The sequence below is a fragment of the Isoptericola sp. NPDC058082 genome (assembly GCF_042885055.1).
Lineage (GTDB): Bacteria > Actinomycetota > Actinomycetes > Actinomycetales > Cellulomonadaceae > Isoptericola.
Map to the genome: position 1 here is coordinate 40,832 of NZ_JBHVSQ010000009.1, position 16,650 is coordinate 57,481.

Genomic DNA, 16,650 nt, shown 5'->3' on the forward strand with positions numbered 1-16,650 from the left:
ACCACCGAGGGACAACTGTACGCGACGCAGGGGCCTGGGTCGAACCACGCCGGAACCACGCCGGAACCACGCTCGAACCGGGCTCGAACCGGGCTCGACACTCCCGCCCGGCCGTCCGCCCGACGCCCGCCGTCCACCGATCGGTGGACCCGCGGTCCCGCCGTCCGAGGCTCCCGCGGGGCCCCCCGCGGGCGGGAGGCTCGACGCATGACCTCGACGACGACACCCTCCCCGGCTCCCCCGCCGGCCGCCCCTCGCGGGCGTCCCGGCGTCCGTCCCCCCGTCGCACCGGAGTCCCCCGGCGGCGCCGTCCGCGTCCGCGGGCTCGCCAAGCGCTACGGGCCCAAGCAGGCGGTCGACGGGCTGGACCTCGACCTCGCGACGGGCGAGATCGTCGCCGTGCTCGGCCCCAACGGCGCGGGCAAGACGACGACGATCGAGATCCTCGAGGGGTTCCGCGACCGCGACGCCGGCGAGGTGCGCGTGCTCGGCGAGGACCCCGCCCGGGCCGGGCGGGCCTGGCGGGCGCGGCTCGGCGTCGTCGCGCAGGACTCGCGCGACCAGGCGGAGCTCACCGTCGCGGAGTCCGTGCGCTCCACCGCCCGGTACTACCCGGCGCCCCGCGACCCCGACGAGGTCGTCGAGGCCGTGGGCCTCGCGCCCAAGGCGGGCGCGCGGGTGCGCTCCCTGTCGGGCGGGCAGCGGCGCCGGCTCGACGTCGCGCTCGGCGTCGTCGGCCACCCGGAGCTCCTCTTCCTCGACGAGCCGACCACCGGCTTCGACCCGCAGGCGCGGCGGACGTTCTGGGACCTCGTGCTGGGCCTGCGGGACACCGGCACCACCATCCTGCTCACCACGCACGACCTCGCCGAGGCCGCGCACCTGGCCGACCGCGTCGCCGTCGTGCGCGACGGGCGCGTCGTCGCGGAAGGGACGCCCGAGACGCTCGGCGGCCCGGGCGCGCGCACCCCCCTGGTGACCTGGACCGCCGACGGCGTCCGGCACTCCGAGCGCACCGACGCGCCGACGGCGCTCGCCGCGCACCTCATGGCGACCGTCGCCGGCGCCGACGGCGAGGTCGCCGACCTGTGCATCACCCGCCCCAGCCTCGAGGACGTCTACCTGGGGCTCCTGACGACGGAGGACGACCGATGAGCACCACGGACCAGGCGGACCAGGTGGACCAGGTGTCGACGGGCGCGACCGCCGCGTCGTCGGGCCGGGCGGACACGGGCGGGCGGCTGCCCGGGCTCGGACGGCTCACGCTGGTGCGGGCCGCCGTGGAGCTGCGCCAGTTCTGGCGCGAGCGCGACGCCGTGATCTTCGTGTTCGCCTACCCCATCGTCATGCTCGCGATCTTCGCGTCCGTGTTCGGGAGCGAGGACCAGGGCACCGAGGTCGCCCAGATCGGCTTCGCCCAGTACTTCCTGCCCGGCATGGTCGCGACCGGCATCATGCTCACCAGCTTCCAGTCGCTGGCCGTCTCCATCGCCGTGGAGCGCGACGACGGCACGCTCCGCCGCCTGCGCGCCACTCCCCTGCCGGTGACCGCGTACGTGGGCGGCAAGGTGGCGCTGACGCTCGCGACGTCGGTCGTGCAGACGGCCCTGCTGCTGGCCGTCGCGGCCCTCGCCTTCGACGTCCCGCTGCCCACCGACGCCGGCCGCTGGACCACGTTCGCCTGGGTGTTCGCGCTCGGGGCCGCCGCCGGCACGGTCTGCGGCGTCGGGTTCTCGTCACTGCCGCGGTCCGGGCGGTCCGCGAGCGCCGTCGTGACGCCGGTCGTGCTGGTGCTGCAGTTCATCTCGGGCGTGTTCTTCGCGTTCTTCGCCCTGCCGGGCTGGATGCAGACCCTGGCCTCGGTGTTCCCCCTCAAGTGGATCGCTCAGGGCATGCGGTCCGTCTTCCTGCCGGAGGAGATGGCGGCGCTCGAGACGAGCGGGTCCTGGCAGCACCCCGCGACCGCTGCTGTACTGGTCGCATGGCTGATCGTGGGGCTGGTCGTCGGGGTGCGCACCTTCCGGTGGCGGCGCCGTGACGACGGCTGACGGCGCCCCCGGCACAGAGCCCGCCGCATCGTCCGGCGCGGCGGCCGACGACGAGGTCGCCCGGGTGACGTCCGACCCCTGGGACCGGCAGGTCGTGTGGTGGGACGTCGGGTTCGTCCTCATCGTGCTGCTGACCGCGTCGGCGATGGCGCTCGGCGGGGACTCGAACGCCCGCGAGCTGTGGACGGCGTACGCCGCGATGGCCGTCATGCTCGTCGGGTACGCCGTGTGGGGCGCTCCCGCGGCCCGCAGCCGCGACCAGCGGCGGGCGCTGGCCTACACGGTCGTGCTGATCGTCGGGACCGCGGTCGCCGTCGCCCAGGGCGGCCTGGCCACGTTCCTGCTGTTCGCGTCGTTCACGCAGCTCTGGATGCTGCTGGAGCCGCCGCGCCGCGCCGTGGTGGCGAGCGTCGCCCTCGGCGTCGCGACCACGTTCGCCATCGCCGCCCAGCAGGGGTTCGACGTCCCGACGCTGATCGAGGCCGCACCGCAGATGGGCATCGCGATCGCGTTCTCCGTGCTGCTCGGGCTCTGGTTCGCCGCGACGATGCGCCGCTCGGAGGAGCGGGCGCGGCTGCTGCACGAGCTGCGCCAGGCGCAGGCGGAGCTCGCCGAGTCGCACCACGCGGCGGGCGTGACGGCGGAGCGGGAGCGCATCGCCCGGGAGATCCACGACACGCTGGCGCAGGGTTTCACGAGCGTCGTGACGCAGGCGCAGGCGGCGTCGGCGGCCCTCGACCGGGGCGAGCAGGACCGCGCCCGGGAGCGGCTGCTGGTCGTGGAGCAGACCGCGCGGGACAACCTCGCGGAGGCCCGTGCGCTCGTCGCCGCCTTCGCACCCGTGCCCCTCCAGGGCTCGACGCTGGCCGAGGCGCTGCGCCGCCTGGCCGAGCGGTTCACCGCCGAGACGGGCACGCCCGTGACGCTGGACGTGGCCGGGGCGGCCGGCCCGGCGCGCACCGGCGGCGCCACGGGCCAGGCGGCCGCCGACGTGGTGCTGCTGCGCTCGGCGCAGGAGGCGCTGGCGAACGTGCGCAGGCATGCGGGCGCTCGTGCGGTGACGATCCTGCTCGCCCGAGGCGGCTCAGTCCCCGGGGCGCCGCCCGACGTGCGGCTCGAGGTGACCGACGACGGGCGGGGCCTGCCGCCCGGCCAGGTCGACGGTCTCGGGCTGGCCGGGATGCGGGAGCGCGTCTCCGCGGTGGGCGGCACGCTCGTCGTCGAGCCCGGCGAGGGCGGCGGCACGCGCGTCGAGGTGCACGTGCCGGCCTCGGGCGGCGCCGCGTGAGCGGGGCGGGGACGACGGGCACGGTGCGCGTGCTCGTCGTCGACGACCACCCGGTCGTGCGCTCGGGGATCATCGGGATGCTCGACGGCGAGCCCGACGTCGAGGTCGTGGGCGAGGCCCCGGACGGCGAGGTCGCGGTGGCGCTGGCCGTCGAGCTGGCGCCCGACGTCGTGCTCATGGACCTGCGCATGCCCCGCCTGGACGGCGTGGGCGCGACGGCGCGCATCGTGGGGGCGTCCCGCGGCGGCGGGCCGAGCGTCGTCGTCCTCACGACGTACGACACGGACGCCGACATCCTGCGCGCCGTCGAGGCGGGCGCGACGGGCTACCTGCTCAAGGACACCCCGCGCGACGAGCTCGTGGCGGCGGTGCGCGCGGCCGCGCGGGGCGAGACCGTGCTGGCGCCGGGCGTCGCGACCCGGCTCGTGACGAGCGTGCGGACCGCGGCGGAGCGGCCCACGGCGCGCGAGGCCGAGGTGCTCGGCCTCGTGGCGCGGGGCCTGTCCAACGCCGCCGTCGGGCGGGAGCTGTACATCGCGGAGGCCACGGTGAAGACGCACCTGCTGCGGGCGTTCGCGAAGCTGGGCGTGGACGACCGCACCGCCGCCGTGACCGTGGCGCGCGAGCGCGGCTGGCTGCCCTGACCGGGCCCGCACCCACCGGGTCGGGGCAGACTGGCGCCGTGCGCGATCTGGCGAAGCTCCCCAAGGCCCACCTGCACCTGCACTTCACGGGGTCGATGCGGGTGCCCACCCTGCGCGACATGGCGGCCGGGCACGGTGTCCGGCTGCCGAGCGCCCTCACGGACGGCGACCCGCTGCGGGTGCCGGCCGACGAGCGGGGCTGGTTCCGGTTCCAGCGCCTCTACGACGCGGCCCGCGCGTGCGTGCGGTCGGAGGCGGACATGCGCCGCCTGGTCGACGAGGCCGCCGAGGACGACGCCGCCGAGGGGTCGCGGCGGCTCGAGATCCAGGTGGACCCGACGTCGTACGCGCCGTTCGTCGGGGGCATCACGCCGGCGGTCGAGATCGTGCTGGACGCGGCGCGGGCCGCGAGCGCCGCGCACGGCGTCGAGGTGGCGGTGGTCGTGGCCGCGTCGCGGATGCGCCACCCGCTCGACGCCCGCACCCTCGCCCGCCTCGCGGCCCGGTACGCGGGCGACGGCCCGGGCGAGGTCGTGGGCTTCGGTCTGTCCAACGACGAGCGGCGCGGCGACACCGCCGAGTTCGCGGCCGCGTTCCGGATCGCACGCCGGGCCGGGCTGGCGTCGGTGCCGCACGGCGGCGAGCTGCTCGGCCCGGCGCACGTGCGCGACGTCGTCGACGCCCTGCACCCCGACCGGCTGGGCCACGGGGTGCGGGCCGGGGAGGACCCCGCGCTGCTCGCCGAGCTCGTGGAGCGCGAGGTGGCCCTCGAGGTGTGCCCCGCCTCGAACGTCGGCCTCGGCGTGTACGCCGACACGTCCCAGGTGCCGCTGCGGCCGCTGGTCGAGGCGGGCGCCCGCGTCGCCCTCGGCGCGGACGACCCGCTGCTGTTCTCCTCCCGGCTGCTCGACCAGTACGTCGCCGCCCGCGAGGTGCACGGGTTCACCGACGCCGAGCTCGCGGACCTGGCACGGTCGTCGGTGCGGGCGAGCCGGGCGTCGGACAGCACGCGGCGCCGCCTGCTGGCCGACGTCGACGCCTGGCTCGCGGCACCCGACCCGGGGCCGGGGCACGGGGCCGACGCGCTCTCATCTGCGTCTCATCCGTCCGCGGGATGATCCGGCCATGGCTCAACGGGCGGCGGAACGGTCGGGACGTCGGTGGCGCGCCGCGGTGCCCTGGGTGCTCGGCGTGGCGCTCGTCGCGCTGATCGGCGGGGTCCTTGCCGCCGCGATGTCGTCGGTGCCCGAGGACCGCGACGTGGGCGGCGTCGTGGTCGTCTCCCCCACGCCCGACCCGGCGTCGCCGACGCCGTCGCCGTCCGGGGAGGCGACGCCGTCGCCGTCCGGGAGCCCCACGCCCACGCCGACGCGGACGTCCGACGACGGCGGCGTCGCGCCCGTCCCGCCCACGGACGACGACGATGACGACGACGGGCCCGACGACGATGACGACGGTCCGGACGACGATGACGACGCCCCCGACACGGACGAGGACGACTGATGGCGCGAACCCCGCGGCCCCAGGGCGGGCCGACCGTCCGCACGCGCATCCTGGCCGTCCTCCTCGCCCTCACCGCCCTCGCGGTCGCGCTGGCCGGGGCGACCGCGTACCTCCTGACGTACGAGCAGGTCGACGACCGCATCGACGCCGACCTCACCGAGAGCGCCGACGAGCTGCGCACCCTCGCCGCGTCCGGCGTCGACCCCGTGACGGGCGACCCGTTCTCGTCGGCCGAGGAGGTGGTGGTGACCGCCATCCAGCTCGACGTCCCCGCCCGGCACGAGGGCGTCATCGGGCTCCGCACCGGACAGCGCCCCCTGGTGTCCCAGCAGGCCGTCGAGGTGCACCTCCAGGACGACGCCGAGTTCGTCGCCGCGGTCACGCCGCTGCTCGACTCCGACCAGGTCGTGCTGCGGACGATCAGCACCGCGACCACCGACTACCGCGCGCTCGTCGCGCCCGTCGCCGCGCTGCCCGGGGCGAACGGCGCCGTGCCGACGTCGAGCGAGCCCGCGGCGCTCGTGCTCGCCTACGACCGGGTCGCGGAGCACGCGGAGACCCAGGCCGTCTTCCGCAGCTACGCGCTCGTGGCGCTCGCCGCGCTGGTCGTGACGGGCGTCGTGGGGTGGCTGCTCGCCGGGCGCCTGCTGCGCCCGATCCGGATGCTCGCGCGCACCGCGCAGCAGATCGGCGAGTCGGACCTGTCCGCCCGGATCCCCGAGTCGGGCAACGACGACCTCACCCACCTCACGCGAGCCTTCAACGGGATGCTCGACCGGCTCGAGGGCTCGTTCGAGTCCCAGCGCCGCCTGCTCGACGACGTCGGGCATGAGCTCCGCACGCCCCTGACGATCGTGCGCGGCCACCTGGAGCTCATGGACACCGCCGACCCGGCGGACGCGGCGGAGACGCGCGACCTCGCGCTCGACGAGCTCGACCGGATGCACCGCCTGGTCGACGACCTGGTCACCCTCGCGACCGTCGGGCAGCCCGACTTCGTGCGGCCCGCGCCGGTCGAGCTGGGCCGGCTCACCGACGACGTGCTCGACAAGGCGCGGACGCTCGGCGAGCGCACCTGGCTGGTCGACTCCCGCACCGACGCCCGCACGATGGCGGACGCGCAGCGCCTCACCCAGGCGTGGCTGCAGCTCGCCGCCAACGCCGTGAAGTTCTCCGCGCCGGGCAGCGTGGTCGCGATCGGGTCGCGCACGACACCGGACGGGGCGCGCGTGCGCCTGTGGGTGCGCGACGAGGGTGTCGGCATCGCGCCGGACGACCTGGAGCGCGTCTTCGACCGTTTCGCGCGCGGCGACCACGACGGCGAGCGGCGGGACGGCTCCGGGCTCGGCCTGGCGATCGTCGCGGCCATCGCCGAGGGGCACGGCGGCGAGGTGACGGTCGAGTCCGTCCCCGGCCGGGGCTCCACGTTCGCGGTCGTCGTGCCCGTGCTGCCCGTGCCCGACGCGGGCCCCGACCCGACCCCCGGGCGCGCCGTGCCCCCCGTCGGCCGCACGGCGCCGACCGCGCGCTCCGCGCCCACCCCCGAGCTGCCCCCGCGCACCGCCCCCGACCGGGAAGGACCCGCCACGTGAGCCAGATCCTCATCGCGGAGGACGAGACCCGCATCGCGTCGTTCGTCGCGAAGGGGCTGCGCGCCTCCGGCTACGCGAGCACGACGGTCGCGACCGCGCGGGAGGCGTTCGACCTCGCGTCGTCGGGCGACTTCGACCTCATGGTGCTCGACCTCGGGCTGCCCGACCAGGACGGCTTCACGGTGCTGCGCCGGCTGCGCGAGGCGAGGGTGACGCTGCCGGTCATCATCCTCACCGCCCGCACGTCCGTGGCGGACACGGTGGCCGGGCTCGAGGGCGGCGCCGACGACTACATGCCCAAGCCGTTCCGCTTCGAGGAGCTGCTGGCCCGCATCCGGCTGCGGCTGCGGGCCGAGCCGGCGGGCGAGGTCACGGTGCTCAGCCACGGCGACCTCAGCCTCGACCTGCGCACCCGCCGGGCCACCGCCGCCGGCGTCGAGGTGGACCTGTCGGCCCGGGAGTTCGCGCTCGCCGAGGCGTTCCTGCGCAACGCCGGGCAGGTGCTCAGCCGCGAGCAGCTGCTCTCGCGGGTGTGGGGGTACGACTTCGACCCGGGCTCCAACGTGGTGGACGTGTACGTGCGCTACCTGCGCAACAAGCTCGGTGCCGAGCGGTTCGTCACCGTGCGCGGCATGGGCTACCGCCTGGCCTGACCCGACATGCCGAACAGGCGGTCGTGCACGTTCTGAACGGTCAGAACGTGCACAACCGCCTGTTCGCCGACGGGGCGGGTCGGGGTGGTCAGTCCGCGGACGCCGCCGTCGGGGCGGTCTGCGCCGACTGCGGGGTGACCGGGCTGACCGGGCTGACCGGAGAGGCCGCGGTCGCCGGGCTGGCGGCGGTCGGCGCCGTCTGGGCGGACGGGGCGGTGTTCGCGGTCTGCGTCGTCGGCGCGGTGGTCGCCGTGGCGACCGAGCCCGCCGTCACGGTGGTGATGGACGTGCCGTTCGCCGTCGCCGCGGGCGACGGGTTCGCGGCCGTGCCCACCGCCGCCGAGCCCGCCGAGCCCGCCGGGGCCCCGTCGTCGCCCACCTGGACGGCGGACGCGACGACCGCGTCGGACGGCGTGCGGTCGAACGTGCCCTGGGCCGCGGCGACGCCGGCACCCAGGCCGACCGCGCCCAGCGCGCCCGTGACGATCCATGCGCTGCGTGCCTTCATCGTGCTGCTCCTTCGTCGGGTGGTTCCTGGCGGGCGTCTCCCGCCGACTGGTCCCCAGCCTCGTGGGCCACCGTGAGAGGGCCGGGAGGCGTGGATGAGAGGGTTCTCAGACTGCGGCCGCGTCCGCGGCGAGGCGCTCGGCGACGTCGAGGAACGCCCCGACGGCCGCGGCGTCCTCGGCCCCCGCCGCCAGGGAGACGACGACGGCCGCGGCCCGGGCACCCAGCAGGGCCGGCTCCACCGCGCTGCCGAAGGCCTCGAGGCAACGGTCCACCAGCCCGCCCACCCCCGCGTACGCGCCCGGGTCGAGCGACGGCAGCACCGCCAGGTGCGCGACGGCGCACGCCAGGTCGTCCACCAGGTACCCGGGGCCCAGGGTGTCGACGTCGAGCACGGCGCCGACGCGCGGTCGGGCCCGGCCGCCGGCGTCCGCCCGGCCGGTCCCGGGGTCGAGCAGCAGGTTCGCGGCGTGCAGGTCGCCGTGCGTCACGACGAGCGGCCCGGGGTCGCCCGCGGCGACGACGACGTCGATCGCCTCGCGCAGCGCGGCGAGCCGGGCGGCGTCGACCCCGTGCACGGTCGCGAGGGCACCGAGGTAGTGGGCCGAGCGGTCGGCCCACGCGGGGCGGCGCGGCAGGGCGAGGCCCGCGCGCGGCAGCGCCGTCGCGACCCGCAGCAGCTCCGCCGGGTCGATGCCGGCGGGCTGGTCGGCGGCGGGGGTGCGCGCGACGAGCTCCGCGACGGACTCGCCGCGGACCTCGTCGAGCAGGACGACGCCGTCGGCGGCCCAGGACCGGACCCGCGGCGCGGCCACGCCGCCGGGGCGCGCCGTGAAGAGCGCGTGCCGCCGCACGAGGTCGTCGACGCGCGTCGGGCGCACCACCTTGACGTACGCGGCGCCGTCCGCGGTGCGCGCCCGCAGCACGGCACGGCGCAGGGGGCGGTAGGTGACGGTCTCGAGGGAGAGCAGCGGGGCGTCGGACCCGGCGGCGCGCAGGCGCCCGGCCACCCGGTCGGGCGTGCTGCCCGCCGCGAGCCCGGGCAGGGCCGGGTCGTGCGGGTGGCGCCACACGTGCACCGTGCGCCCGCCGTCGTCGAGTCGCACGACGCCGGGGCCGAGGCCGCCGTCCGCGTCGGCACCGGCCCGGTCGCCGCGGGCACGGCGGAACGCCGACGCGCGGGCGCTCGTCGCGAACAGGTGCTCCGGCCCGCGGACCGTGCGCCCGCCGGCCTCGCGACGCGCGACGACGTCGTACGCCACGGTGACCTCGGCGCCGGGGCGCGCGTGCACCTGCCGCACCGACCACGACTCGAGCGCGGCGCCGTCGGCCGCGAGCGCCGCGCCCAGGACGTCCGCGGCCGCGTCGCCGGTGAGCAGGTCGAGCCAGGCGCGGTGGTCCGCGGGAGACGTCGGGGCGGGGCCGGTCGGGGCGGGGCGCGTCAGGGCGGGGCTGGTGGGCGGCACGGCACCATCCGACGCGGCGCGCGCGTGACCGGGGTGAGACGTCGATGAGAGGACTCTCATCCGGCCGGGCCGGAGGGCGGGAGCGTCAGAGGGACACGTCGTCGAGCCCGAGCCACCCGGCGAGGTCCGCGAGCTCGCCGCGCACCGCCTGCGACACGTCGGGGTCGAACGGCAGGTCCTCGTGGATCGCGTCCACCCGGAGCACGCCCGCCCTGCGGTCGGCGGTGGCGTCGACCTTGCCGACGAACCGGTCCCCGTGCAGCACGGGCAGCGCGAAGTAGCCCCAGCGACGCTCGGCGCGCGGCTTGTACATCTCGAGCACGTAGTCGAAGTCGAAGACCTCCAGCAGCCGGGCACGGTCCTGCACGAGCGCGTCGAACGGCGAGAGCACCGCGGTGCGGCCCTCGAACGGCTCGTCGACGCCGTCCAGGGCTGCCGGGTCCACGAGCCACGTCCGCTCGGTGCCCTCCACGGTGACCGGCGTGCCCACCAGGTCCACGTGGTCCTCGTCCCCCGGCAGGCCGGGCAGGCGGGCCCGGGTGATGCCGCGCGCCCGCACGCGGCGCGCGACCCGCTCGCGCGCCGCCTCCGCGCGCGGCAGCGGGTCGACGTCCGGGTACACGCGCTCGGCCAGGTCCCACAGCCGGTCGCGGCCCCGTCGCCCGCAGACGGCGACGTCGCCGTGCAGGCTCGCGAACTCCAGCATCTGCGTGACGTTGCGGTGCCCGGTCCAGCCGGTCGAGCGCCAGGGCCGCACGCTCGTGTCGGGGACGTCGCGGGCGACGAGCGGCCCCTCGGCCTCGAGCAGGCGCAGGACGTCGTCGAGGAACGGCGCGTTGTCGTGGAACCAGCCGGCGCGCCAGTCCCCGAACGGCCACCGGCGCATCTGCTCGAGGTACAGCGGCAGGTCCTCGATCGACCGCACCGTGCCGCCGAGGCGGAAGAGCATCCGGTCGGCGAGCGCGTCCTCCACCGCCCCGGGCCACGTCGCGCGGCCGAGCCTCGACCACGGGACCAGGTCGACGGCGGGCGCGACGGCGGCGGTCGGGTCGACCGGCAGCACCATCAGGTGCTCGACCGTCGCCAGGAGGTCGTCCGGGCGGTGGGCGTCGAGCAGCTGGGCCCGCACCGCGATGCGGCGGGCCTGGTCCCGCGTCAGCCTCACGGACGTGCCCGTGCCCCGGTCGGTGACCACCCGACGACGGTAGCGCCGGGCCCCGACACCCGACCGGCTACCCGCGGACGTCCGCCGCCACGCCCGCCGCGACGGACCTGCCCGCGGCGACCACCTGGTCGAGCACGGCAAGGGTCGCCGGACCGGGCGCCCCTCCGGTCGTGCGGTGCCGGGCGACGATCTGCCGCGTCCCCAGCCCGGGCAGCGCGACGACCTGCACGGCCTCGGGCAGGGGGTCCCGCGCCGCGAGCGCCGGGACGACGGCGACGCCGAGGTCGGCGGCGACCAGCGCGAGGGCGACCGCGTAGTCGTCGTACCGGTGCGTGAGCGGCGTCGTCGCCCCCGACGCGGCGTGCGCGCGCTGCACCACGCGGTCGGCCGCGTGGCCCGCCTCGGCCCCGAGCCAGGTGGCGTGGGCCAGGTCGGTCAGCCGCTCGGGCGTGGGCCGGTCGGCGGGCAGCACGACCAGCCACGGCTCGTCCAGGACCGGCACGTCGCGCATCCCGGCGGGGGTGGTCCGCCCGATGGCGCTCTCGGTCTCGGTGAGGATCAGGTCGAGGTCTCCGCGGCGCAGGTCCCGCTGCGCGGCCTCGCCCTCGGTCTGGCACAGGTGGACGTCGAGGCCGGGGGCGGTGCGCGCCAGCCCCCCGGCCAGCGGCGCGAGCAGGCCGCCGACCAGGGTGGGCGACGCGCCCACCGCGACGGTCCCGCTCGGCTCGCCGGCCAGCTCGGCGAGGGCCCGGCGCGTGTCGGTGAGCTCGGCCTCGATGCGCTCCGCCGCGGCGACGACCAGCCGGCCGGCGGGCGTGAGGACGGCCCCGGCGGGCTGCCGGTCCACGAGCCGTTGGCCCGACTCCGCCTCCAGGCGCGCGACCTGCTGCGAGACGGCCGACGGGGAGACGCCGAGCGCCGCGCCGGCGGCCACGATGCCGCCGTACCTGTGGACCGCGAGGAGGGTGGCGATCCGGCGGGGGTCCAGGTGGGTCGGACGAGCCTGCTGCATCACAAAATCTTAAGGCAGACCACGCAGAACTTCTATTGATCTACAGCAATGCGTCGCCCACGATGGGGCGATGTCGACGTCGAACCTCCCGCCCCGTTCCGCGGACGGACCGGCCCCGGCGCGCGGCGGTGCCGTCCTGGTCGCCGCGGGCGCGCTGCTGTGGGGCACGGGCGGCGTCGCGGCCGCGACGATCGCCGCCCACAGCGCGATGTCGCCCACCGCGGTCTCGGCGCTGCGCCTGCTCGGCGGCGGCCTGGCCGTGCTCGCGGTCACCGCGGCCACCGGGCAGCTCCGCCGGGTCCCCCGGACCCGCGCCTCCGCGCGGCACGTCGCGCTCACCGCCGCGCTGACCGCCGTCTTCGGGGCCGCCTACTTCCAGTCCGTCGCGCACGTGGGCGTCGCGGTCGCCACCGTGGTCGCCCTGGGGGCGGCGCCGCTGGTCGTGGCGGCCCGCGCCGCCGTCCGCGCGCGCCGGCTCCCGCGCGTCCCGGTGCTCATGGGACTCGTGACGTCCGTCGTCGGGCTCGCGCTCGTCAGCGGCGTGCGGCCGGTCGCCGGCTCGTCCCGGGACCTGGCAGCGGGACTGGCCCTCGCGCTCGTCGCCGCCGTCGCGTTCGCCGCGACCACCGTCGTCAACCGGCGCGCGCTGCCCGGGCTGGGGCCCGCCCCGCTGCTCGGGACGTCGTTCACGCTGGCGGGGCTCGTGTCGCTGCTCCCCGCCGCCGGGACCGGCCTCGCGCTCGGCTCCCTCGACGCCACGGCGTGGTGGACCCTCGCCTTCCTCGCCCTCGTGCAGACCGCCGTCGGCTACCTGGCGTTCTACGCCGGGCTCCAGCGCGGCGTCGGCGCCACGTCGGCGGCGCTGCTCTCGCTGCTGGAACCGGTCGGCGCCGCCGTCCTGGCCGTCGCCGTGCTGGGCGAGGCGCTCACGCCGACGGCGGTCCTCGGCATCGCCCTCGTCCTCGGGGCCGTGCTGCTCGCCCGGGACCGGGCCGTCACGCCCCGCCCGCGGGCGGGCGCCCGTCGGCGGGCGGATGGTCCCCCGGGACGACCCGGCACGGCACCCCGGGCGGACGCGCGGGAGGGCGCCGCGGCGTAGCGTGCCGGGCATGGACCGCGGCCCGCTCGACCGGTGGCGCCCCCGGCTGTTCCTCGCGGTGGCGCTGGCCGTCGTCGTGACGGCCGGGACGTTCGGGGCGTCGCACTGGCAGCCGGGCGCGCGCGACGTCGACGCGCTGGGGCTGCTGCTCGCGCTCGTGGGGCCGGTCGTGCTGCTCACGCTCCCCCGCCGCCCCGTCCTCGCGGTGCTGCTCGCGGTCGGCGCCGTCGGCACCTACCTCGCGCTCGGCTACGCCTGGGGGCCGGCGCTGGGCGGCACGGTCGGAGTCCTGGTCATGGTGCTGCTCACGGGGCCCGCCGCCCGGGCGCGGGTCGTCGCCTGGTCGGGCGCCGTGCTGATGTGGGGCGTCGTGGTGGGCGCGGCCGCCCTGCGCGACGACGGGGCCCGCGTCGGCGGCCTGCTCGGCGGCGCCGCCTGGACCGCCGTCGCGCTGCTGGTCGCGACCGGCGTCCGGGAGCGGCTCGCCCGGGCCGCCGCGTGGCGGGCCGCCCGCGCGGACCGGGAGCGGACCGCCGTCGCCACCGAGCGCCTCCGCATCGCGCGCGAGCTGCACGACGTCCTCGCGCACTCCCTGTCCGCGATCAACGTGCAGGCGGGCGTCGGGCTGCACCTGCTGGACCGCGACGTCGACCAGGCGCGCTCCGCGCTCGCGTCCATCAAGGTCACGAGCCGCGACGCGCTCGACGAGGTGCGCGCCGTGCTCGGCGTCGTCCGCGGCGAGGACGACGGCGGCGACGGCACCTCTGAGCCGCGCACGCCCACCTGGGACCTCGCCGCCCTCCCCCGCCTGGCGGAGCCGCTGCGCGCCCGCGGTGTCGCCGTGCGCTTCGACGTCGACCCCGACCTCCTGCCCCCGGGCGCCGTCCCCGCGCACCTCGCCGGCGTGGCGTACCGCGTGGTGCAGGAGGCGCTGACCAACGTGGGCCGGCACGCGTCGCGGGCGCGGACCGTCGTCGTGCGCGTCGCCGGGGACGACGACCTGCTGCGCGTCGCGGTGGACGACGACGGCGGGCCGTCCGGCGCGCGCGGGGACGCGGTCGGCTACGGGTTGCGCGGCATGCGCGAACGCGTCGAGGGCGCGGGCGGCGCCCTCGCCGCCGGGCCCGGCGCGCGCGGGTTCTCCGTCGTCGCGACCATCCCGCTGCCCGCCGACGCGCCCGCCCCGGGGCCGTCGGACGCACGGCCTCCTCGGGCGCCGCGGGGGTCCGACAGCTCGCGGGAGGACGCATGATCCGGGTGCTGCTGGCCGACGACCAGGCGCTGGTGCGCGGCGGCTTCCGCGCGCTGCTGGACGCCGAGGACGACATGACCGTGGTGGGCGAGGCCGCGACCGGCGACGAGGCCGTGCGCCTGGCCCTGCAGCTGCGGCCCGACGTCGTGCTCATGGACGTGCGGATGCCCGGCGCGGACGGGCTGGAGGCGACCCGGCGCATCGTCGCCGACCCGGGCGCGGGCGGCGTGCACGTGGTGGTCGTGACGACGTTCGAGCTGGACGAGTACGTGGCCGAGGCCATCCGCGGCGGCGCGAGCGGCTTCCTCGTCAAGGACACCGAGCCCGCCGACCTCGTGCGCGCGGTGCGCGTGGCGGCGGCCGGCGACGCGCTGCTCTCCCCCGGCGTCACCCGCCGGCTGCTCGCCCGGGTCGCCGACGCGACCCGCGACGTGCCGCCCCCTCCCGGCCTCGACGACCTCACCGCCCGCGAGCGCGAGGTGCTCGTCGAGGTCGCCGGCGGCCTGTCCAACGACGAGATCGCGCGCGCCCTCTACCTGTCCGAATCGACCGTCAAGACGCACGTCTCGCGCGTCATGGCCAAGCTGGGCGCCCGCGACCGCGCGCAGCTCGTCGTCGCGGCGTACGAGGGCGGCGTCGTGCGGCCGGGCTGGACCGGCTGACCTCCGCCGGCCGGGCGCACCGGGCCGGCACGACGGGACGACGCAGGTCGGTACGAGGGGCTGACGACGGCGCCCGCCCCGCCGGGCGACGGTGGTGGCGAAGGGCCCGCACCGGGCGGACCCACCGTCACGAGGAGTCCCCGATGCTCACCACTGCCACCGCGACCGCCGTCCCCGCGGCCCTCGCCGCGCACCCGTACGCCGCCGGCGGCGGGCCGGGCTGGTGGATCGTCTTCCCGATCCTGTGGTTCCTGCTCTTCGCCACCGTCGTGTTCCTCATCGCCCGCCGCGCGCGCCGGTACGGCCCGCCGTGGGCCCGCGGCGGTGCGGGCGGCGTCGACGTCCTGGGCGAGCGGTACGCCCGCGGCGAGATCGACGAGGCCGAGTACCGGCAGCGGCTCGCCGTCCTCAAGGAGGACCGGCGCTGACGACCGGCGCTGACGACCGGCGCCGCTCCGGTCGAGAACGTGGTCGGTCCCGCCGCCCCCCGAGGGCGGCGGGACCGACCGCGTTCTCGACGGGTTCGCTCGCCCCGCGGACCGGGCCCAACCTTTTCCCTCCGTCGTGCGTCTGAGCAGGTGAACGGCAGACGACAGGTCACGACACGGTGACGATCACGACACGAACGGAGCGCTGCGTTCGCGCCCCGGGCACCCGCAGGGCACGGTGGTACCCCGCGGCGCGCCTGGTGCGCCGACGGCGCGGAAGGGGCTCCATGCGTACGGTTCCCAGCCTGAGGCGACGCCTGCTGGCGTCGCTCGTCGGCGTCCCGGTGGTGCTCGCCCTGACCCTCGCCGGGTGCGCTCCCCTGTCCGGCGAGACCGAGCCCGAGCCGGGCGCGGCCCCGACGACCTCCGCTCCCCCGTCCGAGGACGGCGCCGGGTCGGCGTCCGACGACGCGCAGGGTCGTGCCGACCAGGACGCGCAGGAGCAGGCCGAGCAGGAGGCCGCCGAGAAGAAGGCGGCGGAGAAGAAGGCCGCCGAGGAGCAGGCCGAGCAGGACGCTGCGGAGGAACGGGCCGCGGAGAAGGCGAAGAAGGCCGCGGAGAAGAAGGAGGCCGAGAAGAAGGCCGCCGAGAAGGCCGCGAAGGAGCAGGCAGAGCAGGAGGCGGCGGAGAAGAAGGCCGCCGAGGAGCGGGACAAGATGCTCGAGTACGGCGACTCCGGCGAGCGGGTCGTCGCGCTCCAGGAGCGGCTGCAGGAGCTCGGGTACTTCATCCAGGACGCCGACGGAAGCTTCGGCCCGGCCACCCAGCAGGCGGTGTGGGCGCTGCAGAAGGCCGCCGGGCAGTACCGTGACGGCGTCGTGGGTCCCAAGACGCATGCCGCGCTGGACGACGGCGTCCGCCCGAAGGCGCGCACGTCGTCGGGCAAGGCGATCGAGATCGACCTCGACCGGCAGCTGCTCATGACCGTCGAGGGCGGCAAGGTCACCCGGATCATCAACGCGTCGTCGGGCAACGGCGAGACGTACGAGGCCAAGGGCCGCAGCTACCACGCGACGACGCCGCGCGGCTCCTACGCCGTGTACATGGAGCGCAACGGCATGCACGAGTCCACGCTGGAGCTGGGGTCGATGTACCGGCCGAAGTACTTCTCCGGCGGGTACGCGGTGCACGGCTCGGGGTCCATCCCGCCGTACCCCGCGTCGCACGGCTGCGTGCGCGTGTCCAACGCCGCGATGAACTGGCTCTGGGACTCGTGGGGCACGCCGAAGGGCACCCCGGTCGTCCTCTACTGACCCGGCCGGCGGTGCCGG

17 protein-coding genes are annotated in these 16,650 nt (G+C 77.1%); 13 read left to right on the forward strand and 4 right to left on the reverse strand.

What is annotated here, in order from left to right:
• The first annotated feature begins 207 nt into the window (after window positions 1-207).
• From ACFVS0_RS13470 to ACFVS0_RS13505, 8 genes are read left to right on the forward strand one after another with little or no spacing between them, the layout of a single operon-like run.
• Window positions 208-1,155 carry an ABC transporter ATP-binding protein gene (locus tag ACFVS0_RS13470; protein ID WP_430588245.1) on the forward strand — a complete coding sequence of 316 codons (948 nt, stop codon included), beginning with the start codon at window positions 208-210 and terminating at the stop codon, window positions 1,153-1,155.
• A complete protein-coding gene (locus tag ACFVS0_RS13475) occupies window positions 1,152-2,048 on the forward strand; it encodes an ABC transporter permease (RefSeq protein WP_430564443.1) in 897 nt (298 codons plus the stop codon). The genes ACFVS0_RS13470 and ACFVS0_RS13475 overlap by 4 nt, the downstream gene beginning before the upstream one ends.
• Window positions 2,035-3,336, forward strand: coding sequence for a sensor histidine kinase (locus tag ACFVS0_RS13480; protein WP_430588246.1), 1,302 nt, complete (start codon window positions 2,035-2,037; stop codon window positions 3,334-3,336). Before ACFVS0_RS13475 ends, ACFVS0_RS13480 begins: the two co-directional genes overlap by 14 nt.
• Entirely contained in the window at window positions 3,333-3,980 is a 648-nt protein-coding gene (locus ACFVS0_RS13485; RefSeq protein ID WP_430550521.1) for a response regulator, read from the forward strand. The genes ACFVS0_RS13480 and ACFVS0_RS13485 overlap by 4 nt, the downstream gene beginning before the upstream one ends.
• Window positions 3,981-4,018: 38 nt before the next feature.
• Window positions 4,019-5,098 (forward strand): adenosine deaminase, encoded by a 1,080-nt coding sequence (locus tag ACFVS0_RS13490; protein ID WP_430550522.1) that lies wholly within the window; start codon window positions 4,019-4,021, stop codon window positions 5,096-5,098.
• A 7-nt stretch (window positions 5,099-5,105) separates the two neighbouring features.
• Window positions 5,106-5,483, forward strand: coding sequence for a hypothetical protein (locus ACFVS0_RS13495; protein ID WP_430588247.1), 378 nt, complete (start codon window positions 5,106-5,108; stop codon window positions 5,481-5,483).
• The gene (locus tag ACFVS0_RS13500; protein ID WP_430588248.1) at window positions 5,483-7,075 is read left to right on the forward strand and encodes a sensor histidine kinase; all 1,593 of its coding nucleotides are present in this window, start codon (window positions 5,483-5,485) and stop codon (window positions 7,073-7,075) included. Before ACFVS0_RS13495 ends, ACFVS0_RS13500 begins: the two co-directional genes overlap by 1 nt.
• Window positions 7,072-7,728: a response regulator transcription factor gene (locus ACFVS0_RS13505; protein ID WP_430550525.1), complete on the forward strand. Its 657-nt coding sequence runs from the start codon at window positions 7,072-7,074 to the stop codon at window positions 7,726-7,728. Before ACFVS0_RS13500 ends, ACFVS0_RS13505 begins: the two co-directional genes overlap by 4 nt.
• Window positions 7,729-7,816: 88 nt before the next feature.
• On the opposite strand, the gene ACFVS0_RS13510 is transcribed toward ACFVS0_RS13505, so the two are convergent.
• The 4 genes from ACFVS0_RS13510 to ACFVS0_RS13525 form a co-directional block, all read right to left on the reverse strand.
• A complete protein-coding gene (locus ACFVS0_RS13510; protein WP_430588249.1) occupies window positions 7,817-8,236 on the reverse strand; it encodes a hypothetical protein in 420 nt (139 codons plus the stop codon).
• 106 nt (window positions 8,237-8,342) lie between these two features.
• Window positions 8,343-9,701, reverse strand: a complete 1,359-nt coding sequence (locus ACFVS0_RS13515; RefSeq protein ID WP_430588250.1) for a phosphotransferase — start codon at window positions 9,699-9,701, stop codon at window positions 8,343-8,345.
• Between the two features lie 85 nt (window positions 9,702-9,786).
• Window positions 9,787-10,896, reverse strand: coding sequence for a DNA glycosylase AlkZ-like family protein (locus ACFVS0_RS13520; RefSeq protein ID WP_430588251.1), 1,110 nt, complete (start codon window positions 10,894-10,896; stop codon window positions 9,787-9,789).
• 37 nt (window positions 10,897-10,933) lie between these two features.
• Window positions 10,934-11,878, reverse strand: coding sequence for a LysR family transcriptional regulator (locus tag ACFVS0_RS13525; RefSeq protein WP_430588252.1), 945 nt, complete (start codon window positions 11,876-11,878; stop codon window positions 10,934-10,936).
• 70 nt (window positions 11,879-11,948) lie between these two features.
• Here ACFVS0_RS13525 and ACFVS0_RS13530 point away from each other — a divergent pair, with 70 nt between their 5' ends.
• The 5 genes from ACFVS0_RS13530 to ACFVS0_RS13550 all read left to right on the forward strand — a co-directional run bounded on the left by ACFVS0_RS13530 (window position 11,949) and on the right by ACFVS0_RS13550 (window position 16,632).
• The gene (locus tag ACFVS0_RS13530) at window positions 11,949-12,977 is read left to right on the forward strand and encodes an EamA family transporter (protein WP_430588253.1); all 1,029 of its coding nucleotides are present in this window, start codon (window positions 11,949-11,951) and stop codon (window positions 12,975-12,977) included.
• Between the two features lie 10 nt (window positions 12,978-12,987).
• Window positions 12,988-14,229: a sensor histidine kinase gene (locus ACFVS0_RS13535; RefSeq protein ID WP_430588254.1), complete on the forward strand. Its 1,242-nt coding sequence runs from the start codon at window positions 12,988-12,990 to the stop codon at window positions 14,227-14,229.
• A complete protein-coding gene (locus ACFVS0_RS13540; RefSeq protein ID WP_430588255.1) occupies window positions 14,226-14,891 on the forward strand; it encodes a response regulator in 666 nt (221 codons plus the stop codon). The genes ACFVS0_RS13535 and ACFVS0_RS13540 overlap by 4 nt, the downstream gene beginning before the upstream one ends.
• A 143-nt stretch (window positions 14,892-15,034) precedes the next feature.
• Window positions 15,035-15,319 (forward strand): SHOCT domain-containing protein, encoded by a 285-nt coding sequence (locus ACFVS0_RS13545; protein ID WP_430550533.1) that lies wholly within the window; start codon window positions 15,035-15,037, stop codon window positions 15,317-15,319.
• Window positions 15,320-15,606: 287 nt separating this feature from the next.
• A complete protein-coding gene (locus ACFVS0_RS13550) occupies window positions 15,607-16,632 on the forward strand; it encodes a L,D-transpeptidase family protein (RefSeq protein WP_430588256.1) in 1,026 nt (341 codons plus the stop codon).
• The last annotated feature ends 18 nt before the right edge of the window (window positions 16,633-16,650 follow it).

What these genes read in the sequence shown, in the direction of transcription:
- ACFVS0_RS13540 (WP_430588255.1), top strand. Translation starts at nt 14,226, where the DNA reads ATGATCCGGGTGCTGCTGGCCGACGACCAGGCGCTGGTGCGCGGCGGC.
- ACFVS0_RS13535 (WP_430588254.1), top strand. Translation starts at nt 12,988, where the DNA reads ATGGACCGCGGCCCGCTCGACCGGTGGCGCCCCCGGCTGTTCCTCGCG.
- ACFVS0_RS13550 (WP_430588256.1), top strand. Translation starts at nt 15,607, where the DNA reads ATGCGTACGGTTCCCAGCCTGAGGCGACGCCTGCTGGCGTCGCTCGTC.
- ACFVS0_RS13545 (WP_430550533.1), top strand. Translation starts at nt 15,035, where the DNA reads ATGCTCACCACTGCCACCGCGACCGCCGTCCCCGCGGCCCTCGCCGCG.
- ACFVS0_RS13500 (WP_430588248.1), top strand. Translation starts at nt 5,483, where the DNA reads ATGGCGCGAACCCCGCGGCCCCAGGGCGGGCCGACCGTCCGCACGCGC.
- ACFVS0_RS13510 (WP_430588249.1), bottom strand. Translation starts at nt 8,236, where the DNA reads ATGAAGGCACGCAGCGCATGGATCGTCACGGGCGCGCTGGGCGCGGTC.
- ACFVS0_RS13495 (WP_430588247.1), top strand. Translation starts at nt 5,106, where the DNA reads ATGGCTCAACGGGCGGCGGAACGGTCGGGACGTCGGTGGCGCGCCGCG.
- ACFVS0_RS13475 (WP_430564443.1), top strand. Translation starts at nt 1,152, where the DNA reads ATGAGCACCACGGACCAGGCGGACCAGGTGGACCAGGTGTCGACGGGC.
- ACFVS0_RS13470 (WP_430588245.1), top strand. Translation starts at nt 208, where the DNA reads ATGACCTCGACGACGACACCCTCCCCGGCTCCCCCGCCGGCCGCCCCT.
- ACFVS0_RS13530 (WP_430588253.1), top strand. Translation starts at nt 11,949, where the DNA reads ATGTCGACGTCGAACCTCCCGCCCCGTTCCGCGGACGGACCGGCCCCG.
- ACFVS0_RS13525 (WP_430588252.1), bottom strand. Translation starts at nt 11,878, where the DNA reads ATGCAGCAGGCTCGTCCGACCCACCTGGACCCCCGCCGGATCGCCACC.